The sequence below is a fragment of the Paenibacillus sp. GYB004 genome, from assembly GCF_036577605.1.
GTDB lineage: Bacteria > Bacillota > Bacilli > Paenibacillales > NBRC-103111 > Paenibacillus_AB > Paenibacillus_AB oceani.
Genome location: NZ_JARBDB010000012.1, coordinates 137,944 through 160,369 on the forward strand (window position 1 = coordinate 137,944; position 22,426 = coordinate 160,369).

Below are 22,426 nucleotides of genomic sequence, written 5' to 3' on the forward strand. Positions count from 1 at the left end.
ATGACCTTATGGTTCGTTTGCGTTTTATTTCTATTTTGCTGCCTGCAGCAATCAGCAACATACAGACAGAGAAAACCGCCCGGCGCTGATTTTTTCAGTACGAGCGGTTCTAGTTTTTTCACCCTTTTTATTATTTCGCAGGCCTAACATGTTACCCGCCAAACCATTCCCGGTCGATCAAAGCGAGGCACAAGTCCATCCCTTTCCGCTGAAAAGGGAGCGCCGGATCACGCTGGATCAATTGCGGGTCCTCCACCTTTGCGTAGGTGAGCAGCGCATCCCCCTTCTCGGTCATCATGCAGTTTACGTTCATATACTCGTACGGTCCGGTCTCAATATCCCCGACCTTGCTCCATGTCGCTCCGCCATCGCGGGACAAGGCGGCGGTCAGAGGCGTGCGCAGTCCGTAGTGATGTCTGGTCGGATCGTACTTGCTGGCATTGTAAAACAGCACCAGATCGCCCGTGCCGGGAATTCGCCGCAGACACGTACACGATTCCGGAGCGTGCAAGCCGGAAGTTTGCGGCATCGACCAAGTCTCTCCGTAATCCTCGGAGCGCGACAGGAACACCGCACCCAGCTGCGTACGGATCGACATGAGCAAATTCCCGCCGTTCCGTTCGGCCACAGACGCCTCCATAGCGCCTCTCATCGGCAAATCCAGAACCGTGCTCGCCCGCCGCCAGCTCACCCCGTCATCGTCGCTTAAGAAGCAGCTGATCGTATTGTGCTGGCCTCCTTGATGCCCCGTACCGAAATGATACGGCAGCAGCAGACGGCCATTGCTTAATACGTTCATATGGTTGGCTCCGCCCTGCAGCCATTGTCCCGCGCTCCGCTCCCATATGGCTCCGGCTTCCTGCCAAGTCTCTCCTTCGTCCGTGGACCGGAACAGGATCATACTCGAGCTGCTCGCGCCGTGATGCCCGCGCAGACAGTGCAGCAGCAAGTCGCCGGAAGGCAGCCGTGACAAGCCCGGAGCTTGCACATTATGATCGCCCGGCGACACATCGACGAGCATTCGTTCCCCGTCCCAGGTGATCCCGCCGTCAGCCGAAGTTTTGGAGTAGATGCGGCACAATCCGAAGTCGCTGCCTCCCCCCGGCCCCTCCTCGTATTTATGCCATACGAGCATTAAGCGCCCGTCCTTTAGCGCCACGATACTCGCCGTATCGTTACGCGGATTGCCGGCACCGGATTCGGCAACTACTACATATTGAATCCCTGTATTCGACACAATCTTCAGCTCCTTAATCCTTCACTCCCAAAAAATCGAACTGCTGCGCAAACAGGCGGATCTGCTGCCGTTCTTCCTCCGTCAATTGCTGAATCGGCTTTCTCGGCCGCCCTGTGTCGATGCCTTGCAGCCGCAAAATTTCCCGCTCGAAGGCGATAAAATCGTATTTCAACAGCTCGGCGATCACCCGGTTCGCTTTCGCCTGCAGCCGGAGCGCCTCGGCCATGTCCCCCGCCTTGAACTTCGAGTACAGCTGCGTGAACAATCTCGGCATGATGTTATACGTGCTTCCGATCGCGCCGCAGCAGCCGACCGCGAGCCCGGCCAGCAGACATTCGTCCGGACCGTTGAAGACGCGGAAGTCCGGCCCGCACGCTTCGATCAACTGCTGAAGCTCGAACGTATCTTTGGACGTAAACTTCACTCCCGCGATAGGGTCCACCTGGGACAACTCCTCGTAAAACCGTACCGTCGATTGAACGCCCGTCATCGCGGGGAAATGGTACAGGATCAGCGGAAGGTCCGACGCCTGCGCAATATCGAGATAATGGCCGCGAACCTGCTCCGCACCGTGCTTGTAGTAAAAAGGGGCAACCGACGACACCGCATCGGCTCCGGCCCGCGCCGCATGTTGGGCCAGCTTGACGCTGGTAGCCGTATCCATCGCGCCGACATGGGCGATGACCGGTACGGTTCCGCGGACTTCGTCTATAATCATTTCCAATAGCAGCTCACGTTCTCCGGCGGATAAAAGAAACCCTTCTCCCGTACTTCCGCCTACATAAAAGCCGTCGACCCGATTCCCCAGCAAATGCCGGACAAGCTTGCGGGTCGCCCGCTCGCTTATATTTCCCGATTCGTCATAGGGCGTAAGGATTGCCGGAATAATACCTTGAAATCGTTCTAAAGCCAACATGCTCTCCCCTATCTATCCCGTCTCTGCGTTTTTTAAATGCTTAATCGTCTTACCATTCTCCGGATTTCCTGTAAGCCTGCTTGGTTCGAAGACCGAACTCGCCGCCCGCGGCATCGATTGCCTGGAGCAGCTCCCCGGCAGACTTGCCAGGCGCGCTTCTGGCCGCGGGGATCAGCGTATCGCACTCATTATCGTCCATGAAGCGGACGGCCTCCAACAGCCGGCGCTCATCTTCTTGCGGAATGACGATGAAACCGTGCTTGTCCGCATGAATGAGCTGGCCCGGCCTAACCGTACAACCAAATACTTCAACTTCGCAGCCCCAGCGGACCGGCGTACTATAGGCGTGGCCGACACACAATCTGCGGGCGATCGCCTTGAAGCCGGCGTTCGTCATTTCATCGAGATCGCGGATCGCGCCGTCGGTAATCGTACCGATGCATCCTAAGGCGCGGTGAATATTGCTGTTCACCTCTCCCCAGAACGCTCCGATCACCCGGGGTGCATCCAAGTCCTGAACGACAACGATTTTAGGGCCGGGGCGGCTTGCCACGTAGTCGCGGTATTCGCTCCACGCCTTCGGGTTGCTTCGCGGATGCGCCGGGTTCCCGGGCTCGATCTGCACCGTTACGGCATAACCGGTCATCGGTCCCATCTGCGGCATATAATCGCGCGTTTCCTCCTGATTGAACCCCGTCGTAATGTCATGCTCCGTGATCGCTTCCCAGCCATTGTAGATGGTCGGCGTATTCCATCTTTTCAACTTCAACAATTCGCCGTAGCTTGGACGCTGCAGGTTCATCCTTCAAATCCCCACTTTCGCTTCTTGCCGCGGATGCTTACTGTTTCTTTTTAGCCTCCACAGCCTGGTTCAGCTTTTCGTCAGCCGTACGTAGAGCCGTTGCCACATCGATCTCGCCCAATATCACCTTCGACAGTTCTCCGGCCGCGAAATGGAATTCATTAATGCCGATCAGCTCCGGATTGATCTTAGGGGCAGACGCAGACTTATTGTAGAAATAAGCGAAGTTGTTTTTGTCTTTTAATTTCGGATTGTTTTGCATGTACGCTTTTTGAATCTCTTTATTTTGCATAGCCGTTGCCCGTCCATCCTTGGACGCGTTCATTTGAAACTCGTCGGAGGTGATGACGGTGATCGCTTTAAACACATCTTCCTTATGCTTGCTCGTACTCGTGGGCAACAAATACCTTCCCGCCGTCTTCGTGCCCATACCCGGAGCCTCCGGATAAGTCGGAAGCGCCACGTAATCGAAGTTGATCGCTTTATCCGCGGCCGCAGCCGCTCCACCGCCTACCGTCATCGCTATGGTTCCGGTAAGGAAATCGCGTTCTTGAATCTGATCCGAGAGCGTATCCTTCGTGACGTGGTTGCCCGGAATTTCATAAAACCGTTTCACGTTATTAAACACCATTTTCCAGGAATCCGTGTTGATGACCGCCTTATCGTTGCCATCCAATGCCAGCAAGGAGAGCTGATTATTGATCACGAAAATATTCGACCAGTTGGCGCTTAGTCCCCTGATCTGCACGCCGTCCTCGACCCGGGTAAGCCTTTTGGCGAGCTCGTAAGTCTCGTCCCAGGTCATGCCGTCCTTCGGATACGGAACTCCGAATTTATCGAAAATGTCTTTGTTGTAATAAAGCACGTAACCCAAGGAGGCATTTTGGTAAGGAATTCCGAAAACCATCTGATCCGCCGTCATATCTCGCATGGCCTGCACCGCATTCGGTTCCAGCCTGTTCAGATCGAAATTATACTTCTTAATCCATTCGTCCAGATTTTGACCGAGCTTCAGATCCAGAAACATCGGCAAATTAACTCTGGCGGTCATATACACGTCGGGGATCGTCCCGGCGGCAATCAGATCTTTCAATTCCGTACCTTTCCCCGGCACAATGTATTTCGTAGAAATGTGCGGATATTTCTCGCGAATCGGCTTGCCGAATTGCTCCTGGAACTCTTCTTCCGTGATCGGGATACCGGTAAATACAAGCTCTACCGGTTTATCGCCGGGTCCCGCCGTCTGCTGCCCCTGCTCCCCGCTTGTTCCGCCAGCTCCGCAGCCGGAGACCGATGCTGCGGCCAGAACGACAGCGGCGGCTAATAAGCTTTTTTTCATAGTAAAACCCCCTGTGTTATGATAGATAGCAGCTCCTGTTAAAGCGCTTTCCCACTTGCTATTTTCAGAATAACTTGATTAACTTTGGAATACGTCCTATATTTTTTCGATTCCTCTCATTATTTTCACTGTACGTTTTGTAAACCGGATTTCTTATTCTACCCGAAGCTAGACTGATTACGCAGCAAAGGGGGCCCCCCATGCCGTCCGTATTCCCGCCGGTGCTAACCGATTATCCGAACAAAGACGGGTTTCCGTTTTACATTATCCAAAAAATAAATAATAACATCCCCCCTCACCGGCACGACTTCCTGGAGCTCTGCCTCGTTGTCGAAGGAAGAGGAACCGAGATTGTAAACGGAGTGTCGCATACGCTGGAACCAGGGACGATGACCTTTCTTCTCCCCTACCAAATCCACGAGATTCATGCAGACGCAGGCCTGGATCTGCTGCTCTACGTATGCAACTTCGACATGGGGCTGCTGCTGAACGCACCCGATCGCGAGCTCGGCCACTGCTTGCTGCATGACGATGAGACGAAGCTCGCGCCTTTCGTTCAGATCAGCCGCGAGCAGTACCGGGATATGCTCGCCTTGTTCGACCGAATGCAGCTGGAGTATAGCCGGAACGAGCGATGGAAACGGCTGATGCTCACCTCGATGCTGTTCGAGGCGCTGGCCGGATTCGACCGGATTCGTTGTCAGGCGGAACCATCCATAGAGGCGGCAATAACTCGCAGATCGGCTCATTCGACGATATGGGAAATCATTCACTACATCCATCAGCACTACCAGGAGCCGTTAACGCTCGCCGAGCTGTCGAAGCTGTTTCATTTCAGCATGCCGAATCTTAGCAAACTGCTAAAGCGTCATCTCGGGACGAGCTTCATCGACTTCATCCACGAGCTGAGGGTACGCCAGGCATGCAGCTTGCTCCAGTCGAGCCGGATGTCGATAACCGACATCGCAATGGAGGTCGGATTCCGTTCGTTCGCCAGCTTCTCGCGCGTGTTCAACGATCTGAAGGGCGTCTCCCCATCGGTATACCGGAGAACATGGAGCGAGCGCTCAACGGACGCCGAATCTTGAACGGACAACAAAAAAACGAACTGCTTCCCGCCAGCAGTTCGTTTTTTATTATTCGGGAAAGGTTAACGTTATGCAATCCCACGCTCGGGTTCGGAGTAAACCGCCGCATACAGCTGTGCCATCAACCCCATCCCCATCTGCGACAAAACCCGGTATCCCCCTCGCTGCAGCTGGAGCCCCCCGCAATTATGCTGGCAGACGCCCTGCAATACCCCGTCCGGCGTCAAATACGTCTCCAGCGCCTGCATCGCTTCCCGGGCTGCGTCAAGCGTTGCGTGCGGCAGCAAACCGGCTCGCGCCCCGAGCGCCAAAGCGGCGGCAATCCCTGCCGAGCCGGAAGTCTCGATGCCCGTCTCCGGCTCCCCGAGAAAGCAAGACCACAGCCCTCCCGGCTCCCGCCGTGATAAAGCAATTTCAGACATACGCCTGAATTCCGCCGACACCTCTTCCATACCGGCCAGCTTGGCATAACGCCGCGAACCTTGAAACTCCATAAAGGTCCGGACGAATCCGAGCATGTACCAGGTGTAGGAGCGCGCCCAGTTCCGCATAATCCGCTTTTGCCCGCTACCGGAGACGATGCCGTACAAGTCGCGGCCGTCCGTAAGCGCCTTCCGGCGAAGCAAAAGCTGCCGTAGAGCCGTCTGCGCAAGCTGATCGTTCCCGAGTCTCGACGCAATGACCGCCATCGGATACCCCATCGTATAGGCGCCTTCCGCCGTAAGGGAAGTCTCCGCGGAGAGGATTCCTTTCTCTTCGACAAGATGGGAGTTCCAGTACGAAACCAGCTGCCCTACAAGCGGATGATCCGGTGTCAGCTTCGCGATAACGGCGATCGGCAGGGTGCTTTCGATTCCGGAGAAACGCCCGTCTGACGGCAGTCCGTGCAGATCCTCGTAAATCAGTTGGCCGTTATCGTTCACATATTGACCCATATGACCGGCGATCGCTTGCTCGGCCCGATTCGTTTCCCCCACCCAGCGCATATCGTACAAGCCGTCGAGTACGCAACCTTCCAGCCAGCCAAAAGGCTGCAAACTGTCCAGAGACATCATCCGTTGCCGGAACTGCCGGATACGCTGACCTTCCTCAGCCAGCATCAGATGAGGAGTGAAAAACTTTCGGCGATCGTCGGCACTCAAGCCGTCAAACACCCATAAAGTCGAATCGGTCTCGATGATCCGCAGTCCGATGCCTTGCCGCAGCGCTGCTTGAACCTGCGTACGAGTTAACGGCAATTCAAAAGGCTGAAATACGTAGGCGTAGCGAATGTCATAAGATCCCAGCCGTTCTCCGGAATCGAGCAAGTACGCTTCAACAAACAACACTTCTCTCATTTCCACAGCGATTGTAATGCGCAGCCTTGCAGCCAGGTGCGGGGTGTCCAGAAACCGCTGCATGACCGGGCCATCCCACGTTATTTCAATTCGTGGCCTGCACCTCCAATCGGTACAGCCGACCAGCCTGCGGGAACCCTTTTTCGTTCCGGCAGGCTGCGAGCCGGAGCGGCCCCTACCTTCGCCGCCTCATAGATAACGGTGGTGTCGCTCATCTTTTGATGCTCCTCCATCCTGCAAAACCGAAAATCATGCCGCTCCGCGAAGAGGGCCGTCACTTGCTTTTACTCATTTCGGCGGCAATTTTCTGATCCGCGCGTTCATCCGCTTCACGAAGTACAGTGTTAATGTCTTTCCCGTTCCACTGCAAGTCGTTGAAAGCTGTCTGAACTTCCGCCAGCGCTATTGCCTGGAAGCGGGTCAAGTTCGCGATCGGCGCCGGTTTCGCCGTAAACAAAGCTTTCACGTTTTTATCGTTCAGAAAGGGAAGCTCTTTGCCGAATTCATTCACAGTGTCCGCGTTTTGCAGCGCCGGTACATATCCTTTACGGGCCAGATGCTTCTGGAATTCCGGCGAAGTCACATAGGCCGCAACCTGAAACGCCGCATCCTTATGCTTGCTGTTGGATGTCACATAGAAATAGCCGGGCGCATTCTGAGGTCCTGTATTTGCCGCCTCCTTGTAAGTAGGGTAGGTGGTCAAATCCCAGTCAAGCGCCTTGTCCTTGTCGGCGAAATATCGCGTACCCAAAGCATTGGGCCCAAGCAGCATCGCCAGCCGCTGTTCGCCGAACAGCTTCAATTGAGCGGAATAAGTCAGCGTGGTTTTGTCGTATTCGTTGTTCGGTACTTGAAATAAGCCGGTCAAAGACTGAAAGATCAGCTTGAATTTCTCTGACGACATCGTCGCTTTATTGGTCGCCGGATCGATAAACGACGGGGCAAGCGGGTCCAAGGACATCACAAAGCCGAGTGAAGTGCCGAAACCATAATAATGGACGCCGTCCACCACACGGCTCATCCTGCGGGTCAAGTCGTATAATTCCTCCATCGTCATGCCGTCCTTCGGATACGGAAGGCCGAACTGATTGAAGAGTCCTTTGTTATAGATCAGCGCAACCGAATCGATCGAAACCGGAAGTCCGTACATCCCCCCACTCGCCAGTTGGCGCTGCGCATCTACAGAAGTTTTCTCTAGCGGAGACAAATCATATTTGTGCTCTTTCATCAGACCAGTCAGATCGTATTGAAGCCCGTTTTGAAGCAGATTTGTAGGGGTATTTGCGAATGAGTCGTAATAAATATCCAGTTGCTGTCCTGTTTCCAAAATCGCTTTAAGCGTGATATCCGGCGCGATGAATTCAGGTGTCACATGCGGAAACTTCTCCTTGATTTTATCACCGAATACAGCCATAAACCCTTCCTTCGAAGTGATCGACCCTACATTCATTTTGAATGAAAGAGTGACCGGTTCATGGGAAACAGCCGGCTCTCCCCCCTTGCCTGGCTGTTCGTTTCCCGCCTTCCCGCCGCTGCCTCCCGAGCAACCGACCAGACCCGCCTGCACCAACATGCATAGCGACAGCAGAACTGCGCCTTTTCTTATTTTCATTGTGCTTCCCCCTTTGATACTATGAAAGCGCCTGCAAATTTACCTGCGGCTGCCTCCGTCGTTTATTGCCTGACCGCGATGATCCGGTCCACGTACAGATTGGCGATGGCGCTGGAGTTCGGCGGAGCCAGCCAGAAATAACGGTTGGGCTGGTTCGGATTGTACTCGTATACCCACGGAAATTCCACGAAGCTGTACGCACCGTCGGCTACATGCGCATAATCCATCGACGTCCGGCCTCCACCCGAAGGAGAATTGAAGCCGTAGTTAAATGCGATCGTTCCGGGCGAGCCGGTACCCGGATCTACACGGACGTTCGCGTACAATTTCCACTGGCCTTCGCGGGGCAGGACCGTATCGTGCAATTGAATGGCCCACTGATTCGTGCTCCCCTTCACCTTGGCCGCTGCTTGATCGGAAGCGGCCGCATCGCTTACGAGCGTTGTCCCTGCAGGTTCGTATAGCCAGAACATATGATCCTGGAAGTCTATCCAATCCGAATCGGGCAACCCGCTAACAAAGTCCGGGATCGTCGGAAGCGTGCGGCGTATATCGATCAGGCGGTACAACGATTCCATCGTACCCTTGCTCTTGTAATTGATAATATCGGCCGTGTACGTTTTAAACCGGGCATACCGGTTATCGTAATCGGGGTCCCATTGGATATTCCGTTTGCGCGCTTCGCTCATATAGTCAACGTATCGCATCAGGATCGTATAGTCCACCTCAATGCGCGTCCGCTGCACATGATTCAACGATACCGGATCGTTCGTCGCCGCCACAGCCTGGTCAAATAATCCGTCGATTTGACGCATCAGATCAAACGAAAGAAAAGGAGACGTGATGGGTGTGGAGATCGTAAGCGTAGAGTCGCTTTGCTCGAACGCCTCGTGCAGCAGCGTAATGTACTGGCTGATGTACGGCGCGGCGTCTCCATAATACCCGTTAACAAATTCGTCGATCAGCTCGCGGTAATCCTGATCCGGATTCCAGAGCAGCCGGGCGCCGACCCATGCGCGCAGATCGGTAAGTCCCGTACTGATCGGTGCGGTATTGCCGACAATATGCTCTCCGAAGTAACCTTTGACCGCAGGGAGGGTCGCCAAATACTGGATCGTTTCGCTCATCGCATATAGACTCGGATAAGGCATCAGATAGCCGCCGCCCGAAAAGTCCATGATATAGTCCCAAAACAAAATATGGTCCGACATTTGCGCCCATTGTTCGATATTCGCTTTGGAAAAGCTGTTTTTGGGGTCATTCAGCGCCCGGCCGTGATCTTTATAGATCGGGGCGAACGTAATGACTACATTATCCGGCAAAGTCATACCGGTCGGGGCCTCTTCCGTAAACATGTAAGCAAGCGTACCGGTCCGCGCATCCGGAATTTCCGTCTTCACCCGGGTCGCAATATCGCCGACCATATCCATAACTGGCGCGGCAAGCGAGCCTCCATGCTGGTTGGCGAACGCCAGAGAGTCCGGGTCCGGATTCCAGGTCGTATCCTCTTGGCTGAAGCCGTAGGAAGCGTCTTTTCCCTCATTGACCCTTTGGGTAATGAGCTGGACCAGATTGCCGGCCGCGATACTGCGAACGCTTTCATTCATCGCCAGCAGTTGGTTTCCGTGGTGATATTGAGTTTGCGGCACGATCTTTTTGAAGTTGTGCACGTCATAAGGCCAATAGGAGGACCAGCTGTCCAGCCAAGGTTCCGACTGAGGAACATGGATAGACCGGTCGCGATACTTCCCGTTCAGTAAATTATGGGCGCGGTATTGCTCGTTATTGCCGTCATTGACGTACATTTCGCGGTATTCAAAGCGCGGCACCTGCACGTCGTTCGTGACACGGAGACGCAAGTTCGGGTTGGTCGGCACGAACGTATAGGAAGGCGAATACCATTTGACCCCGACATAATAATCCAGAAAATAGTTGACTCCATACATCGTTCCGCGCGGATCGCTGCCCGCGATGATGATGTACCGCTGCGCGGCGCGGATGACAAAGCCGTCCACCCCAAGCGAATCTCCCGCCAGTTCCGGAATGAGATTCTCGGTCAACGCGTTTCTCCCGACGACAAATAGCGGACCGGCCGGCGGAGTCGTACCTTCGGACAGCTGAAAAGGCGCTCCGGTGACCTGGGTCAAGTAATTTACCAGCTCTTGAGCGGCATGGCGCTCGATCGCATCGGCATTGGAGCTGACGAAGACGCCGTATTTCCCTTTACCGTTGCTCGCCAGCATCATCTGGTTCCCCTGTCCGTTCATAGAGTCGGGTGCCGCGAACGTGAAGCTTTGCATCGTTACCACCACTAGAATAAGAGACAGCAACACTGCCGCCGATGTTCTAACCATCCGTATTCCTCCCGTTGTTCATAGTGAGACCCGCTTTCCTTCACAATCGCGATAGACTTATCCCGCTGCGCTCATGCCCTATGAGCCATCACCTCCATTCCGGCTCCGATTCCATTGTTCCATTAAGGGCCCAGTTGCAGCTCGAGAAAGGGACACTGCCAATCGGGAGAGAATTCACTAGGTGCGGCTAAGGCCGGTACTTCTATACTTCGTCCCACACCCGTTTGGCGTATTCGAATCCTTGCCTTGTGGCGCTTCGGCATTCCTCTACGCCTTCGAACTCGATCGACATGCAGCCGTCGTATCCGGACTGCTTGATCAACCTCAGCACTTCGCGCAAGTTGATGTCGCCTTGGCCCACAATCGCACCGCGAAGCCAATTGCCTCCCGCCGTTTGAAACCAGCCGGGGCAAACCGGGCCGGGGCTTCGGTCCGGCGTTCGGATATAGAAATCTTTCAGATGAACCATGGACGCAAGGGCTATATTATGTCTGACGCCGGTAAGCGGCAACTCGTCGACACATAGAAAATTGCCAATGTCGAGCGTAGTCCGGTAATTGTCGCGATTTACCTCATGGATCAAACTTTGCACCCTTTCGCTGGCCTGAACGTAATAGCCGTGGTTCTCTACGCTGGTCGTAATTCCGTACGGAGCGGCGTAGTCGGCAATCGTGCGGCATGCTTCCGCCAGCTTCGGAAGATCGCGGTTGAAGTTGCGGACGGAAATGTCGCCGAGAGGACGCGAAGCCACGTCATGACGCATCCGTTTCGCGCCAAGCCGCCGGGTAATCTCAACATGGCGTTTCACCCTGTCGATCGTCCGCTCATATTCCTGCTCATCGGCCGAAATGAAATTCGCCCGGACGCAGTAGTTCGACACCTCGATCCCGGCCTGCCCCGCCTTGTCCCGAATCCGGTCTGCAAGCTCCGGCTGCTCCAGCAGATCGAATCCGACCGGAACGATCTCGACATGCTCCCCTCCAACTTCCGCAATCCACTCGATGGCATCCGTCACAGTCATTTCTCCGGATACGATCGCACCTTTCAAACTATTCAAACTGATCCCCAATTTCATAAGCTTGCTTCCCTCCTTTGTCTTCCTACTGCAACCGCTTGTTTTTGGCAAAATCGGGGAAATAGACCGGGCTTCCTCCTTGTGATGCAGATTGCGCCGAAAGCGGCATGATGGAGCTGACGGCAACGGAATCGTACACATCGAAGTCGGGCCGACGCTTCTCCACAACGGCGGTTGCGAATTCTTTCATGACAAAATAGTCGCCGAATCGGGCGGCCTGCACAGCCTGCTCCCGGTCGGTCTCGTTACTCCACCAAGGGTGTTCGAAAGTCCCGGCGTATTCGGACAGCTTGGACCAGGATACATTGCCTAGGTACGATTTTCCGGGTGTGCTGCCATCGAGCCAGATCAGGGGCTCCTCCACGGTGTCGCGGCCGGATACAAAAGCTCCCTTCGTTCCTTGCAGCTCGTAGGACAAGTAGTTGAAAGGCCGCGGGGACGAAAAATCGTTGCGCAAATAAATAACGGCTCCTTGTTTGGTACGTATAAGCGACAAGCAGGAATCGCCTTGCTGCCAATACTCCATTCGGGCGCCGGGGTGATCCGGACCGAACACTTCCTTGAAATAGTCGCTTTGCGCCGCCGGCTTCGACACGATGGTCGTCATATAATCAAAGGAATCCCCCCTATTGATGCCAAGCCACTGCGATACCGGTCCGAGCGAATGGGTCGGGTAATTGTTGCCGTTGAACTTGCGCATCATCTCCCCCCTCCACTTCAATTCCCCCCGGTCATCGTGAGTGGCTGTCCGGACATCATGGATGTAACCGCACTCCGCATGGGTCAACTCCCCGAAGGCTCCGGATTCGGCCATCGTCCGCACCATCATGTTCGTCCGGGTGTAGCAGAAGTTTTCGGCTAACATGTAGACGGCCCCCGTCCGCTCGACCGTCTGGACCAGCTCCCAGCATTCTTCTATCGTTTGCGCGGATGCAACTTCACATAGTACATTCTTGCCGGCATTCATCGCTTGAATCGACTGGCTGGCATGAACCTCCATCGGCGTGGCCAGCAGCACTGCATCGATCGCGTCGTCGTCCAGCAGGTGCTCGAAGCTTGTGAACGTGCGGATATCCGGATACTGCCGCTTCCATTTGGCAAACACCTCTTCATTCAGATCGCATATGGCGCTCACTTCGACAAGTTCGGGTAAAAAATCGCAGCATTTGTGGTAGGCAAAACCGCGGTTTCCGCCTACGACAGCCAATCGCACTCGCTTGGTCATCCCGATCGCTCCTTTAACTCGATTCTTACTATGAATTATAAGAATTCAAGCCGGAGTCGGAATGGAAAACAGTCAGGCCAATCTGTAAAAAACTCAGATCCGACTTTCTGCCCCCATCGTCCCTATACGCTGCCGGAACAAGTGGGTTATAATCAGACACAGATCGCTCACGCCCGCTGTAACCCAAATCGATCAAGGGGGGAACGGTTTATGCAAAGCGCGCAAAGACAAAAGGGGAACTTTTCCAGCTATCTTGCCAATATACAGACCGCTATTCTCAGATCTTCTTATCGGATGTTAGGTGCAGAGTGGAGTCATTCCAATTTGACATACGATTTCAACCTGTTGTATTACATGGTTTCCGGGAGATGCAACATATGGGTGAACGGATCGGTCATCACGCCCACTTCCGGACAGCTCGTTCTGCTGCCGGCAGGTGCTACGATTTCCGCTTCATCGTATAACGGGGAAGTATTCGGAAAGTATTATTGCCACTTTACATCCACGATCGGCGAAACCCGCCTGTTCGATTTGCTGGAGCTGTCGCTATTGATCGATGTGGAGGATAAACCGCTCATGGGGGAGCTGTTCCGGGAGCTGAACGAATCGCATAACGGCAATGGCATGACCTCTCTTCTGCGCGCCAAAGCGACGTTATTGCAACTGATTTGTTATTGTATAGAGAAAAGTCCGAAGCTGATCATTAACGATTCCGGTCATCTGGACGTGCAGCGGATTACCCGCGTGCTGGAATATATCAACTTGCATCTGGCGCAAAAATTGTCCGTTGACGAGCTTGCGAAGCTGGCCCATTTTCATCCCCGTTATTTCATAACGGTATTCAAATCGATGACCGGTTTTTCCCCCATGCAATATATCGCCAAACTTCGCTACGACCGCGCTTGCACGCTGCTGCGGACAACCAATCTGAATATGAACGAGATTGCCGACCGGGTCGGGGTATTGCCGGATTATTTCACGAAATTTTTCAAGCATCATGGCGGCGTTTCCCCGTCTGCGTACCGGATCGACTTCGCCACAGCGTTCCGTGAAACCGACTGGCAGGAGTATCGCCGACCGTAGTGCCGGGAGCGGGGCCGGGCTGCCGGGTTTATGTCCGCGGGATGCTGATGGGCATTTGCAACGCAAATAACCTTCATCAGAGATGAAGGTTACCCGTACGTATGGAAGCCTGTTGAAGATTCAACAGGCTGGGCTGAGTAGTCTCAATCGTCGTCCTCGTCATCGCCTTCGGCGAGCCGGCGCAAATATTCTTCGTCTGCCCGGTCGCGGGCGCGGCCTTTTTCCTTAAGCCGTTCGATGGCTGGCATGATGAGCAAGTCGACTTCTTTTTGCACGGTGTAGGCGAGATCGTACCGGTTTTGCGACTCGAGATACGATCCGACTTCCATCAGCGCGTTATACCGGTCCAATTCCTCACGGGTGAGCAACCCCCGTACCTGAACGCTGCAATGTCTCACGGGCCAACGCCTCCCGGTTCCTAACGATTAGAACTTTCCTTTGCGCAGTACGAGCGAGATGCCTCCGATAATGTACAGATACCGCATGTCGATCAGCTTCTTCATCATCGCGGCGGTGCCGCCCTTCATCTTCTTGCCGAAGACGATCCCGATCGCTTCGCCTTTGCCGAGCGAAGCGACGACGCCTTTGTTGTCGAACTTGAACTCGCGCAGCGGCTGGTTGCGAATCGAAGCGACCAGATTGTAAGCGCACGTCACGCCTTGCTGCATCGCGATCTGGGCCGTAGGTGGGTAAGGCCTGCCCTGTTCGTTCAGGATCAGGGAGCAATCCCCGATAATATATACATTCTCATACTGTTCCGTCCGCAAATACGAATCGACCTTCACACGGCCGCGCATCGCCTCGAAGCCGGCCTGCTCGACGAGCTTGTTGCCGCGGATGCCGCCCGTCCAGACGACGGTGGACGATTTGATCGTCTCTCCGCTGGCCAGCATGACACCCTCGGGCGTACATTCCTTGATCGCCGTAGCGATTTTGAACGTGACGCCTTTGTCCGCCAGCACCTGCATCGCGTATTCGACCAGCTCCGGATCGAAGCCCGGGAGAGCGGTCGGAGCCGCTTCGATATTGTAGATTTTGACGAGCGACGGATCGACGTCGAATTCCTTGCACAGCTTCGGAATCCGGTCGGCCAGCTCGCCGATGAATTCGATGCCCGTAAACCCGGCTCCGCCGACGACGAACGTCAAATAATCTTTGCGTTCCGGCTCGCGCTTGAACTTGGCGAACTGGTATTCGATATGCTCCCGGATCAGCCGGACACTGTTGATGCTGCGAATATTAAAAGCAAACTCCTGAAGTCCCGGGATTCCGAACGTTTCCGATTCTCCGCCCAAGCCGATGACGAGATAGTCGTAGGACAGCGTGCCGTCTTCGAGAATGACCTTTTTCTCCTGGGGCTTAATTTGAACGACGGTCGACTTGACGAAATCAATCTTGAACTCATCGATCAGCTTCGATATGCTGACGCGGGCATTTTCCGGATTGTCCGTGCCTGCCGCAGGCATATGAAGATGAGTTGTGATATAATGATAATCGTGCTTGTTGACCAGCGTGACATTCGCCTCGTTATAATTGAGCTCTTTCTGCAGCCTAAGAGCGGTCAGCACCCCGCCATAGCCTGCACCCAATATGACGATTCTTGGAACTGTACTCATCTCGTATCCCTTCCATATCCGGTTTGTTGGCTGTCCGATAGCTGTGAAAAATTACACAAGCGTTGTCAGACAAAGCTCAGTTCAAGCTTTCCAGACACCGACTGTTCATGCAACCTCACGCACACCGTCAAGCTCTCTCTATATGACCCAAATTGCCGCAGCGGCAAGGCCGCTCGTACAATATTCGACAATACTTGATGAATATTTGTTACCTGCAATCATATATCTTCCTATTGAAAATATCAAGCGACAAACTGTCTAAATTTTGTCGTTATTTGTGACAAAATCGCTTCCCTTCTGCACATTCCTTTGTTTATAATAAGTGGTGTGAGAAAATGTAACAAGGCTGTACAAAATGCTATGGAGGTGTCTTTTCGTGTCAGCGAATGTACAAAATCAAGGCGTGACGGATATTATCGTCATCGGCGGCGGGCCTGCCGGGATGTTTGCAGCATTTTACGCAGGAATGCGCCAAGCTTCCGTAAAAATCATCGAGAGTATGCCGCAGCTAGGCGGACAGCTTGCAGCGCTTTATCCTGAAAAATATATTTATGATGTTGCGGGATTTCCAAAGGTGACTGCACAGGAGCTTGTGAACCGGTTGAACGAACAAATGAGCCATTTTCCGGTTGATGTCCGGCTGGAAGAGAAGGTTCTGAAAGTGACGAAGAAGGACGAGCGTCTGTTCGAGGTCGAGACCGATCAGGGCGTTCACCAATCCAAGGCGATCATCGTCACGGCCGGCGTCGGCGCTTTCGAGCCGCGGAAGCTGGATTTGCCGGAAGCGGCCAAATTCGAGAAGAAAAATCTGCATTACTTCGTAAGCGATCTGAACAAATTCGCCGGACAAAAGGTGCTGATCAGCGGCGGCGGCGACTCTGCGGTAGACTGGGCGCTGATGCTTGAGCCGATCGCCGAGAAAGTAACGCTGATCCACCGCCGCGACAAGTTCCGCGCTCACGAGCATAGTGTCGAGCTGCTCAAGCAGTCGAAGGTTGAGGTGGTTACGCCGGTTGAGATCGAAAGCTTGAACGGAACCGACAAGATCGAATCGGTTACGGTCAAGGAAGTAAAATCCGGAGCGGTCAGCGTCATCCCGGTCGATGCGGTTATCGTCAACTTCGGCTTCGTCTCCTCGCTCGGACCGATTGCCGAATGGGGCTTCGAGATCGAGAACGGCTCGATTATTGTCGACTCCCGTATGGAGACGTCGATTCCCGGCATCTTCGCCGCAGGCGACATTACCACTTATCCGGGCAAGCTGAAACTGATTGCAGTCGGATTCGGAGAAGCGCCTACCGCGATCAACAACGCCAAGGTATACATCGATCCGGACGCGAAACTTTCCCCAGGCCACAGCAGCAACATGAAGTTTTAATCGAGTACGGCTTAGAAGCGCTCCGCGGCCATCCGCGCGGGCGCTTTTTTGGTGCGTATCGGCTTCGATCCGCATAGGTTTCGCCGCGTAGAGGGAAACCTATGCATACGCAGCCTAACATTCCAAACCTATTAAACGCTGCACTAGTCCTCAGCAGACTGATCCAACCGAAAGGAGAATGGACGGATGTCCTCGGTATGCCCTTATTGCAACGGAATGACCGCTCTCAACCTGCCGTGTCCGGAATGCGGAAACCGTTTGTTCGACGGCGGCCGCCTCGACGACTATCTTGGCCCGTACTCGCCTTACCGCGCCATCGACGACCTGAAGCTTACGAACGGATACCCCGATCTGGCCCGGCGGCTGTGCGTGCACCAAACCTATTGCGAGAGCTGCGGCTACAGGCAGGAGGTGCAGGCGGAAGAATGGCTGACATAAGCTTTGAATCCATCCATTCATCGGCCGTCAGCCATCCGCTCCGCCTGCCGCATGGCGCTCCCGGAATTCCGTCGGCGTCATTCCCTCGTATTTATGGAACACCTTCGTAAAGTAGCGGCGTTCCGCATACCCGACCTTATTCCCGATCGACGTAACACTTTTGCCGGTCATGACGAGCAGCGACTTGGCCTGCTCCATCCGCTGCCGGGTCAAATATTCGACGAACGTCTCCCCGAACTGCTGCTTGAACAGCAGACTGAAATAGCTGCAGCTGATGCCGAGATAATCGGCGACCTCTTCGATTCCGAGATCGCGGGACATGTGCCGCTGAATGTAATCTTTGGCCGATACCATCAGCACTTCGCCCGTTTTCTTCGCCAGTCCGGCGTTCATGCAGGCGCCCGTCAGCCCGTCGATCGTATCGAGCAGCTCCTTGACGCAGACGCTTTTCTCCAGCTTCGCCCATACCGCTTCTTCCTGTTCACCCTCAAGCAGCCCGACCTCCCGCATCTCCCGCATCAGATGAAGGACGACGAAGTGCAGCATCTGCTCGCCGCGCAGCACCGAAAATGCGAGGATCGCCTTCACCCCGGCATGCAGCCCCTGAGTCGCCTGTTCGATCTTCGCCCGATCCTTCGTCTTCAGACCCGCAACCAACTCGTCGAGTACGCTCCAGAGCGGCTCGTTCGTCTCGCCTCCGTCTTCGGCTCCGTCCACGAACACCACATGCTGTTTCCCCGGCGACAGTTGAAGGGACCGCTGTACGCATTTATAAGCTTCCGCCAAACGCTCCATCGATACCGGCGACGCGAAGATGCCGATGCTGACCGTCAGCTTGGCGTACTGTTCGACAGCCGCCTGCAGCGAGTGCGACCAGACACGGATCTGTTCCGTTCCGGGAATCGCGCGGTCCGGACGATGCTCGAGGAGCAGACACCATTCGCCTTCGCGGGTTTGCAGCACCGCGTAAGCCTGTTCATCAGGAAGCAGCGCCTCCTGCAGCACATTGCGGACCGCGAAATTCCACAGCTTCCGCTCCCGCTCGCTCCACGGCCGGGCGATTTGCGAATAGCCGTCCAGATCGGCGACGAGCAGCGTATAAGCGGGTTGGTCCGGCAGCTCGCCATCCTCGGAAAGCAGATGCAGCATGCTTACCGACGTATAGTCGAGCAGAACGTCATGCAGCATTTTCTCATAAGCGAGGCTGGACAGCCGCTTCCGCGTCTTCTCTTCCTTCAGCCGTTCCATCCGCTTCTCCCGGATTTGCAGGGCGAGCCTCTCCACGATCTGCCGGAGCTCCTCGTAATCGATCGGCTTCAGAATGAAGTCTTTGGCGCCGTATTTGACCGCCGAACGGGCGTAGTCGAACTCCTGAAAACCGGTCAGCATCACGACCTCGCCCTCGTACTTTTGCTCCTGCAGCCATTTCAGCAGCGCAATCCCGTCCATAACCGGCATCCGGATATCGGACAGGATAAGGTCGGGAGCACACTCCCCGACCAGTTCCATCGCCTTCACCCCGTTCGTCGCCATCCCGACGACGCCGATGTTCAGCTCCTCCCAAGGAATAACCGTTTGCAGGTTGCGCATAATGTTGATTTCGTCGTCGACGAGCAGCGCCTTTAGTTGCATCGCTTGTCACCCCGCCTCGTATTTCGGTATCGTCAAGCGAATGATCGTGCCCTTCCCTTCCTCGCTGCAAATGAACAAGCCGTACCGGCTGCCGTAATGAATCCGGGTCCGGTCCGCCACGTTCGGCAGGCCGAGGCCGACCCGCTCTTCGTCCGGTTTGACAGACCCGGCTGCGCTCCCCGTGCCGGGTACCGGCTCCGGCGTCTTATAGCGGAAACGCGACAGCGTGCCGTCCGCCATCCCCGCCCCGTTATCTTCCACGAACCAAACGATGCTGTCTCCCTGTTCCTCAGCCCGGACCCGGATCAGGCCGCCCTGCTCCATCCGGTCGAAGCCGTGCTGGATGCTGTTCTCCACCAGCGGCTGCAGCGTCAGCTTCAGGATGGAATAGGACGCCAGCTCGGCAGGCACGTCGATCTCGTAGTCGAACAGCTTCTCGAACCGGTAGCTCTGGATCTGCAAATAGTTGCGCAAATGGTCCAGCTCCATCGAGATCGGAATTTCCTCCCGCTGGCTGAAGCTGATGCGGAGAATCGTACCGAGCCGCTGCACGAGCTGGCTCACTTTGCGTCCTTCGTTCTGGGCCGCGAGCGCATTGATCGATTCCAGCGTGTTGAACAGAAAATGCGGCTTGATCTGCGCCTGCAGCACCATCAGCTCGGCCTTCGTCTTGCGCCGCTGCTCCAGCTTGACCTCCTCAAGCAGCGCTCCGATCCGCGATACGAGGGAATTGAAGCCGCGCGCCAGCACGGCCGTCTCGTCCGTCGCCCTCGTCTGTACGCGAATGTCGAGATCGCCGATCTCGGCCCGCTTCATCGAGCTGACGACGCGGAGAATAAAACGGATGTTCCGGTGAACGAACAGCAGGTTGAAGAGCAGCGCGCACAGCAGGCAAAACGCCGTAATCGCGGCGATCCATTTCAGCAGCAGCACCGTCGTCCCGGACAGCGCCGCCCAAGGCGTCACCGATACGAGCGTCCAGTTCATCGAGCCGAGATCGCGCAGCTCCAGATGATGGACCGACACGACGCTTTCGACGCCGCCGAACGTCATCTTCCCGCTGTCGTATCCCGCCGACAAGTCGAACTTCCCGTCCGTCTGCTCGAAGATGACGCTGCCGTCCAGCAGCTTCATATTGTCCACCATCACGACGCCGCTGCCGTCCACGATCATAAACCGGATCTCCTTGCGGGGCCCCGTCCCGAAGAAGTTGAAAATTTTGTCCAGCTCCTGAAACTGCAACTGCTGCACGAGAATGCCCTTGTTGTCGATCGTATATTTATCATTGACGATCCGGATCTGCGTGAACAGCCGCCCGTCTCCCGTCAGCTCCGGCAGCTCGTGCGGGCCGATCCATTTGGACAAGCCGTTCAGCCGCTTCACTTCCTCATAGACGGGATGCCGAATCAGCTCCTCGAACGAAATGAGCTTGTGGCCGATTTTGCCGTCGCCGAATCCTTGCCCGCGCAAATTGTACAGCACGGCGGAATATACCGGCGGATACGACAAAAACGTCCGCTGCAGCAGCCTGTTGTACTCGGCCAGCTCGATCCAGTCGACGGTCTCCTTCTCCTTGAGCGCCGCCTGAACGTCCTGCTGTAGCATATGCGCTTCGGAGAAATAGTTCGCTTCCTTGAGCATGTACGTAATGTTGCGTCCGACCGCCTTCAGCGTAAATTCCGACTGCTCCGCGAAATTTTCCTCAATAATATGCTGGGAGACGGTATACGTGATGACGCCGAGAACGAATAACGGAACGACGATAAAAGCTAAAAACGCTGTAAATACTTTTTTGCGGAGATTCATCCGATCACCCTGCTTCCGCCTGACGAACCCGGGGATGTCTCCATACGTGCGGACGGTCCTGTGCCGCCGCCGTACCGGTCCTGAACCGGTTTATGCAGCTCCCGGTTGGCGTTGTCCTGTGCCTGCTGCACACGCTCCAGCAGCTGGACCGCCGTCGTTTTGCCGCCGATCAGCTCCTGCATCCCCGTTTCGAGCACTTCCCGCACCTTCGCCTGCACGATCGAGTCGAACGCCGGAAACGTCCGTGTGTCAGCCGCCTTCAGCAGCTCGCCGACGATCGGACGGACGCCGGACAGATCGGCCAGCTTCATCGCCGGCAGGATGCCGACCTCGGCAAGCTGCCGCTTCTGCATCTCCTCGCTGAACATGATCCGGATAAACACTTTTACGGCCTCCAGCTCCTTGGTGTTCAGATGGGCGGAGAAGCCGTACCCGTTCGAGTAGCTGGCGTTGATCGTCCCGTCCCCGGGCCCTCCCATGCTCGGAAAGTTAAAAAAGCCGACATCGTCCTCGACGACCGACCTTCCCGGAGCCGCGAGCCCCGAATTCGCCCAGCTGCCGTCGAACACCATCGCCGCCTCGCCCTGACGAAACGCGGTCTGCTGATCCGCATACTTCAAGCCCAGACTGTGCTCGGGAAAATATCCTTTCTGAACGAGCATCTCATATCGCTTGAACGCTTCGGCTACGTCCGGATCGTTCCATTTTCTCGTGCCGTCCACGAAGCCCGGCACCGAACCGGTTCCCGCCATACGCACCCACATCGTATTCATCATCATATTGATCACCCAGGCGTCGGCAGAGGCTAGGGCGAATGGAGTGATGCCTTGGGCATGCGCTTTTTCCGCAACGGCCAGCAGCTCCTCCCATGTCGCCGGCACCCGGGCGCCGAGCTCGCGGAACAGCCGCTTGTTATAGAAAACTCCTTCGACGAAGCCGGCCGTGGGCAACCCGTAAATTTTACCATTCACCGTAAATTCATCGAGATTGAAAAACTGCTCCTTCAAGCCAAGCTCGCCTAAGATCGGCGTCAGGTCGAGCAGCCGGTTCGCCTTCACGTATTTGTGCGTATCGGCCCCTCCGAACAGATCGAATATTTTCGGAGGCGCGCCCGCCGCCATCTCGGCGGGCAGCTTCTCGAAGCGGTGCACCTTGTCCTCCAGCCCTTCCATCTCCACCTTTAAGCCGGGAACGGCCGCTTCCATCCGGGAAGCGACGTCCTCCAGCATCTTCAGCCTCGGCCGTGCATCGTCGCGTACCTGCACATGACGCAGCGAGATCGTGAACGGCTGCGCTTGCTCTCCGGACTTCCTCCCGCCTTCGAAGCTGCAAGCGCTGCCAACAACCGCAAGACCGAGTATGCAGGACAGCAGGACGGACGCTTTCCGGTTCATACGATCGATCCCCCCTGCTGCTTCTTTTCCTTTTATCATAGCCGATTCACCGCTCGTTGTCAGTCCGCCCCTCCTGGCGGTCAGCGAACCCGAA

Annotated in this window: 19 protein-coding genes; 4 read left to right on the top strand and 15 right to left on the bottom strand. The window is 55.4% G+C overall.

Annotated features, from left to right (window positions below; all coding sequences use genetic code 11):
- Positions 1-151: 151 nt before the first annotated feature.
- From PV433_RS08355 to PV433_RS08370, 4 genes are read right to left on the bottom strand one after another with little or no spacing between them, the layout of a single operon-like run.
- Complete coding sequence (locus PV433_RS08355) at positions 152-1,237, bottom strand: sialidase family protein (RefSeq protein WP_332071720.1); 1,086 nt, start codon at positions 1,235-1,237, stop codon at positions 152-154.
- Positions 1,238-1,250: 13 nt separating this feature from the next.
- The gene (locus PV433_RS08360) at positions 1,251-2,150 is read right to left on the bottom strand and encodes an N-acetylneuraminate lyase (RefSeq protein WP_332071721.1); all 900 of its coding nucleotides are present in this window, start codon (positions 2,148-2,150) and stop codon (positions 1,251-1,253) included.
- Between the two features lie 52 nt (positions 2,151-2,202).
- Positions 2,203-2,955: an RraA family protein gene (locus tag PV433_RS08365; protein ID WP_332071722.1), complete on the bottom strand. Its 753-nt coding sequence runs from the start codon at positions 2,953-2,955 to the stop codon at positions 2,203-2,205.
- Positions 2,956-2,992: 37 nt separating this feature from the next.
- Entirely contained in the window at positions 2,993-4,294 is a 1,302-nt protein-coding gene (locus tag PV433_RS08370) for an ABC transporter substrate-binding protein (protein ID WP_332071723.1), read from the bottom strand.
- Between the two features lie 200 nt (positions 4,295-4,494).
- Between PV433_RS08370 and PV433_RS08375 the strand changes: the two genes are divergently transcribed.
- Positions 4,495-5,382 carry an AraC family transcriptional regulator gene (locus tag PV433_RS08375; RefSeq protein ID WP_332071724.1) on the top strand — a complete coding sequence of 296 codons (888 nt, stop codon included), beginning with the start codon at positions 4,495-4,497 and terminating at the stop codon, positions 5,380-5,382.
- A gap of 68 nt (positions 5,383-5,450) precedes the next feature.
- On the opposite strand, the gene PV433_RS08380 is transcribed toward PV433_RS08375, so the two are convergent.
- The 6 genes from PV433_RS08380 to PV433_RS08405 all read right to left on the bottom strand — a co-directional run bounded on the left by PV433_RS08380 (position 5,451) and on the right by PV433_RS08405 (position 12,985).
- Complete coding sequence (locus PV433_RS08380) at positions 5,451-6,782, bottom strand: glycoside hydrolase family 88 protein (protein ID WP_332071725.1); 1,332 nt, start codon at positions 6,780-6,782, stop codon at positions 5,451-5,453.
- Between the two features lie 17 nt (positions 6,783-6,799).
- On the bottom strand, positions 6,800-6,934 hold the full coding sequence (locus PV433_RS08385; RefSeq protein ID WP_332071726.1) for a hypothetical protein: 135 nt from the start codon (positions 6,932-6,934) through the stop codon (positions 6,800-6,802).
- A 59-nt stretch (positions 6,935-6,993) separates the two neighbouring features.
- Positions 6,994-8,331, bottom strand: coding sequence for an ABC transporter substrate-binding protein (locus PV433_RS08390; protein WP_332071727.1), 1,338 nt, complete (start codon positions 8,329-8,331; stop codon positions 6,994-6,996).
- A 62-nt stretch (positions 8,332-8,393) separates the two neighbouring features.
- Entirely contained in the window at positions 8,394-10,685 is a 2,292-nt protein-coding gene (locus PV433_RS08395; protein ID WP_332071728.1) for a DUF4838 domain-containing protein, read from the bottom strand.
- 202 nt (positions 10,686-10,887) lie between these two features.
- The gene (locus PV433_RS08400; RefSeq protein WP_332071729.1) at positions 10,888-11,760 is read right to left on the bottom strand and encodes a sugar phosphate isomerase/epimerase family protein; all 873 of its coding nucleotides are present in this window, start codon (positions 11,758-11,760) and stop codon (positions 10,888-10,890) included.
- A 25-nt stretch (positions 11,761-11,785) separates the two neighbouring features.
- Positions 11,786-12,985 (bottom strand): Gfo/Idh/MocA family protein, encoded by a 1,200-nt coding sequence (locus PV433_RS08405; RefSeq protein ID WP_332071730.1) that lies wholly within the window; start codon positions 12,983-12,985, stop codon positions 11,786-11,788.
- A 381-nt stretch (positions 12,986-13,366) separates the two neighbouring features.
- On the opposite strand from PV433_RS08405, the gene PV433_RS08410 reads away from it, so the two are divergent.
- Positions 13,367-14,068 (top strand): AraC family transcriptional regulator, encoded by a 702-nt coding sequence (locus tag PV433_RS08410; RefSeq protein ID WP_190928936.1) that lies wholly within the window; start codon positions 13,367-13,369, stop codon positions 14,066-14,068.
- Between the two features lie 143 nt (positions 14,069-14,211).
- On the opposite strand, the gene PV433_RS08415 is transcribed toward PV433_RS08410, so the two are convergent.
- Together PV433_RS08415 and PV433_RS08420 are read right to left on the bottom strand one after the other, a co-directional pair.
- The gene (locus PV433_RS08415; protein ID WP_190928935.1) at positions 14,212-14,466 is read right to left on the bottom strand and encodes a hypothetical protein; all 255 of its coding nucleotides are present in this window, start codon (positions 14,464-14,466) and stop codon (positions 14,212-14,214) included.
- Between the two features lie 27 nt (positions 14,467-14,493).
- Positions 14,494-15,684: an NAD(P)/FAD-dependent oxidoreductase gene (locus PV433_RS08420; RefSeq protein ID WP_332071731.1), complete on the bottom strand. Its 1,191-nt coding sequence runs from the start codon at positions 15,682-15,684 to the stop codon at positions 14,494-14,496.
- 442 nt (positions 15,685-16,126) lie between these two features.
- Here PV433_RS08420 and PV433_RS08425 point away from each other — a divergent pair, with 442 nt between their 5' ends.
- Both PV433_RS08425 and PV433_RS08430 read left to right on the top strand, forming a co-directional pair.
- The gene (locus tag PV433_RS08425) at positions 16,127-17,062 is read left to right on the top strand and encodes an NAD(P)/FAD-dependent oxidoreductase (RefSeq protein WP_442951492.1); all 936 of its coding nucleotides are present in this window, start codon (positions 16,127-16,129) and stop codon (positions 17,060-17,062) included.
- Between the two features lie 186 nt (positions 17,063-17,248).
- A complete protein-coding gene (locus tag PV433_RS08430) occupies positions 17,249-17,500 on the top strand; it encodes a hypothetical protein (RefSeq protein ID WP_332071733.1) in 252 nt (83 codons plus the stop codon).
- 27 nt (positions 17,501-17,527) lie between these two features.
- Here the strand turns inward: PV433_RS08430 and PV433_RS08435 are convergent, their stop codons facing one another.
- From PV433_RS08435 to PV433_RS08445, 3 genes are read right to left on the bottom strand one after another with little or no spacing between them, the layout of a single operon-like run.
- Positions 17,528-19,132, bottom strand: coding sequence for a response regulator transcription factor (locus tag PV433_RS08435; protein ID WP_332071734.1), 1,605 nt, complete (start codon positions 19,130-19,132; stop codon positions 17,528-17,530).
- Positions 19,133-19,138: 6 nt separating this feature from the next.
- Positions 19,139-20,938, bottom strand: a complete 1,800-nt coding sequence (locus PV433_RS08440) for a cache domain-containing sensor histidine kinase (RefSeq protein WP_332071735.1) — start codon at positions 20,936-20,938, stop codon at positions 19,139-19,141.
- Complete coding sequence (locus PV433_RS08445) at positions 20,935-22,332, bottom strand: extracellular solute-binding protein (protein ID WP_332071736.1); 1,398 nt, start codon at positions 22,330-22,332, stop codon at positions 20,935-20,937. Before PV433_RS08445 ends, PV433_RS08440 begins: the two co-directional genes overlap by 4 nt.
- Positions 22,333-22,426: the final 94 nt, after the last annotated feature.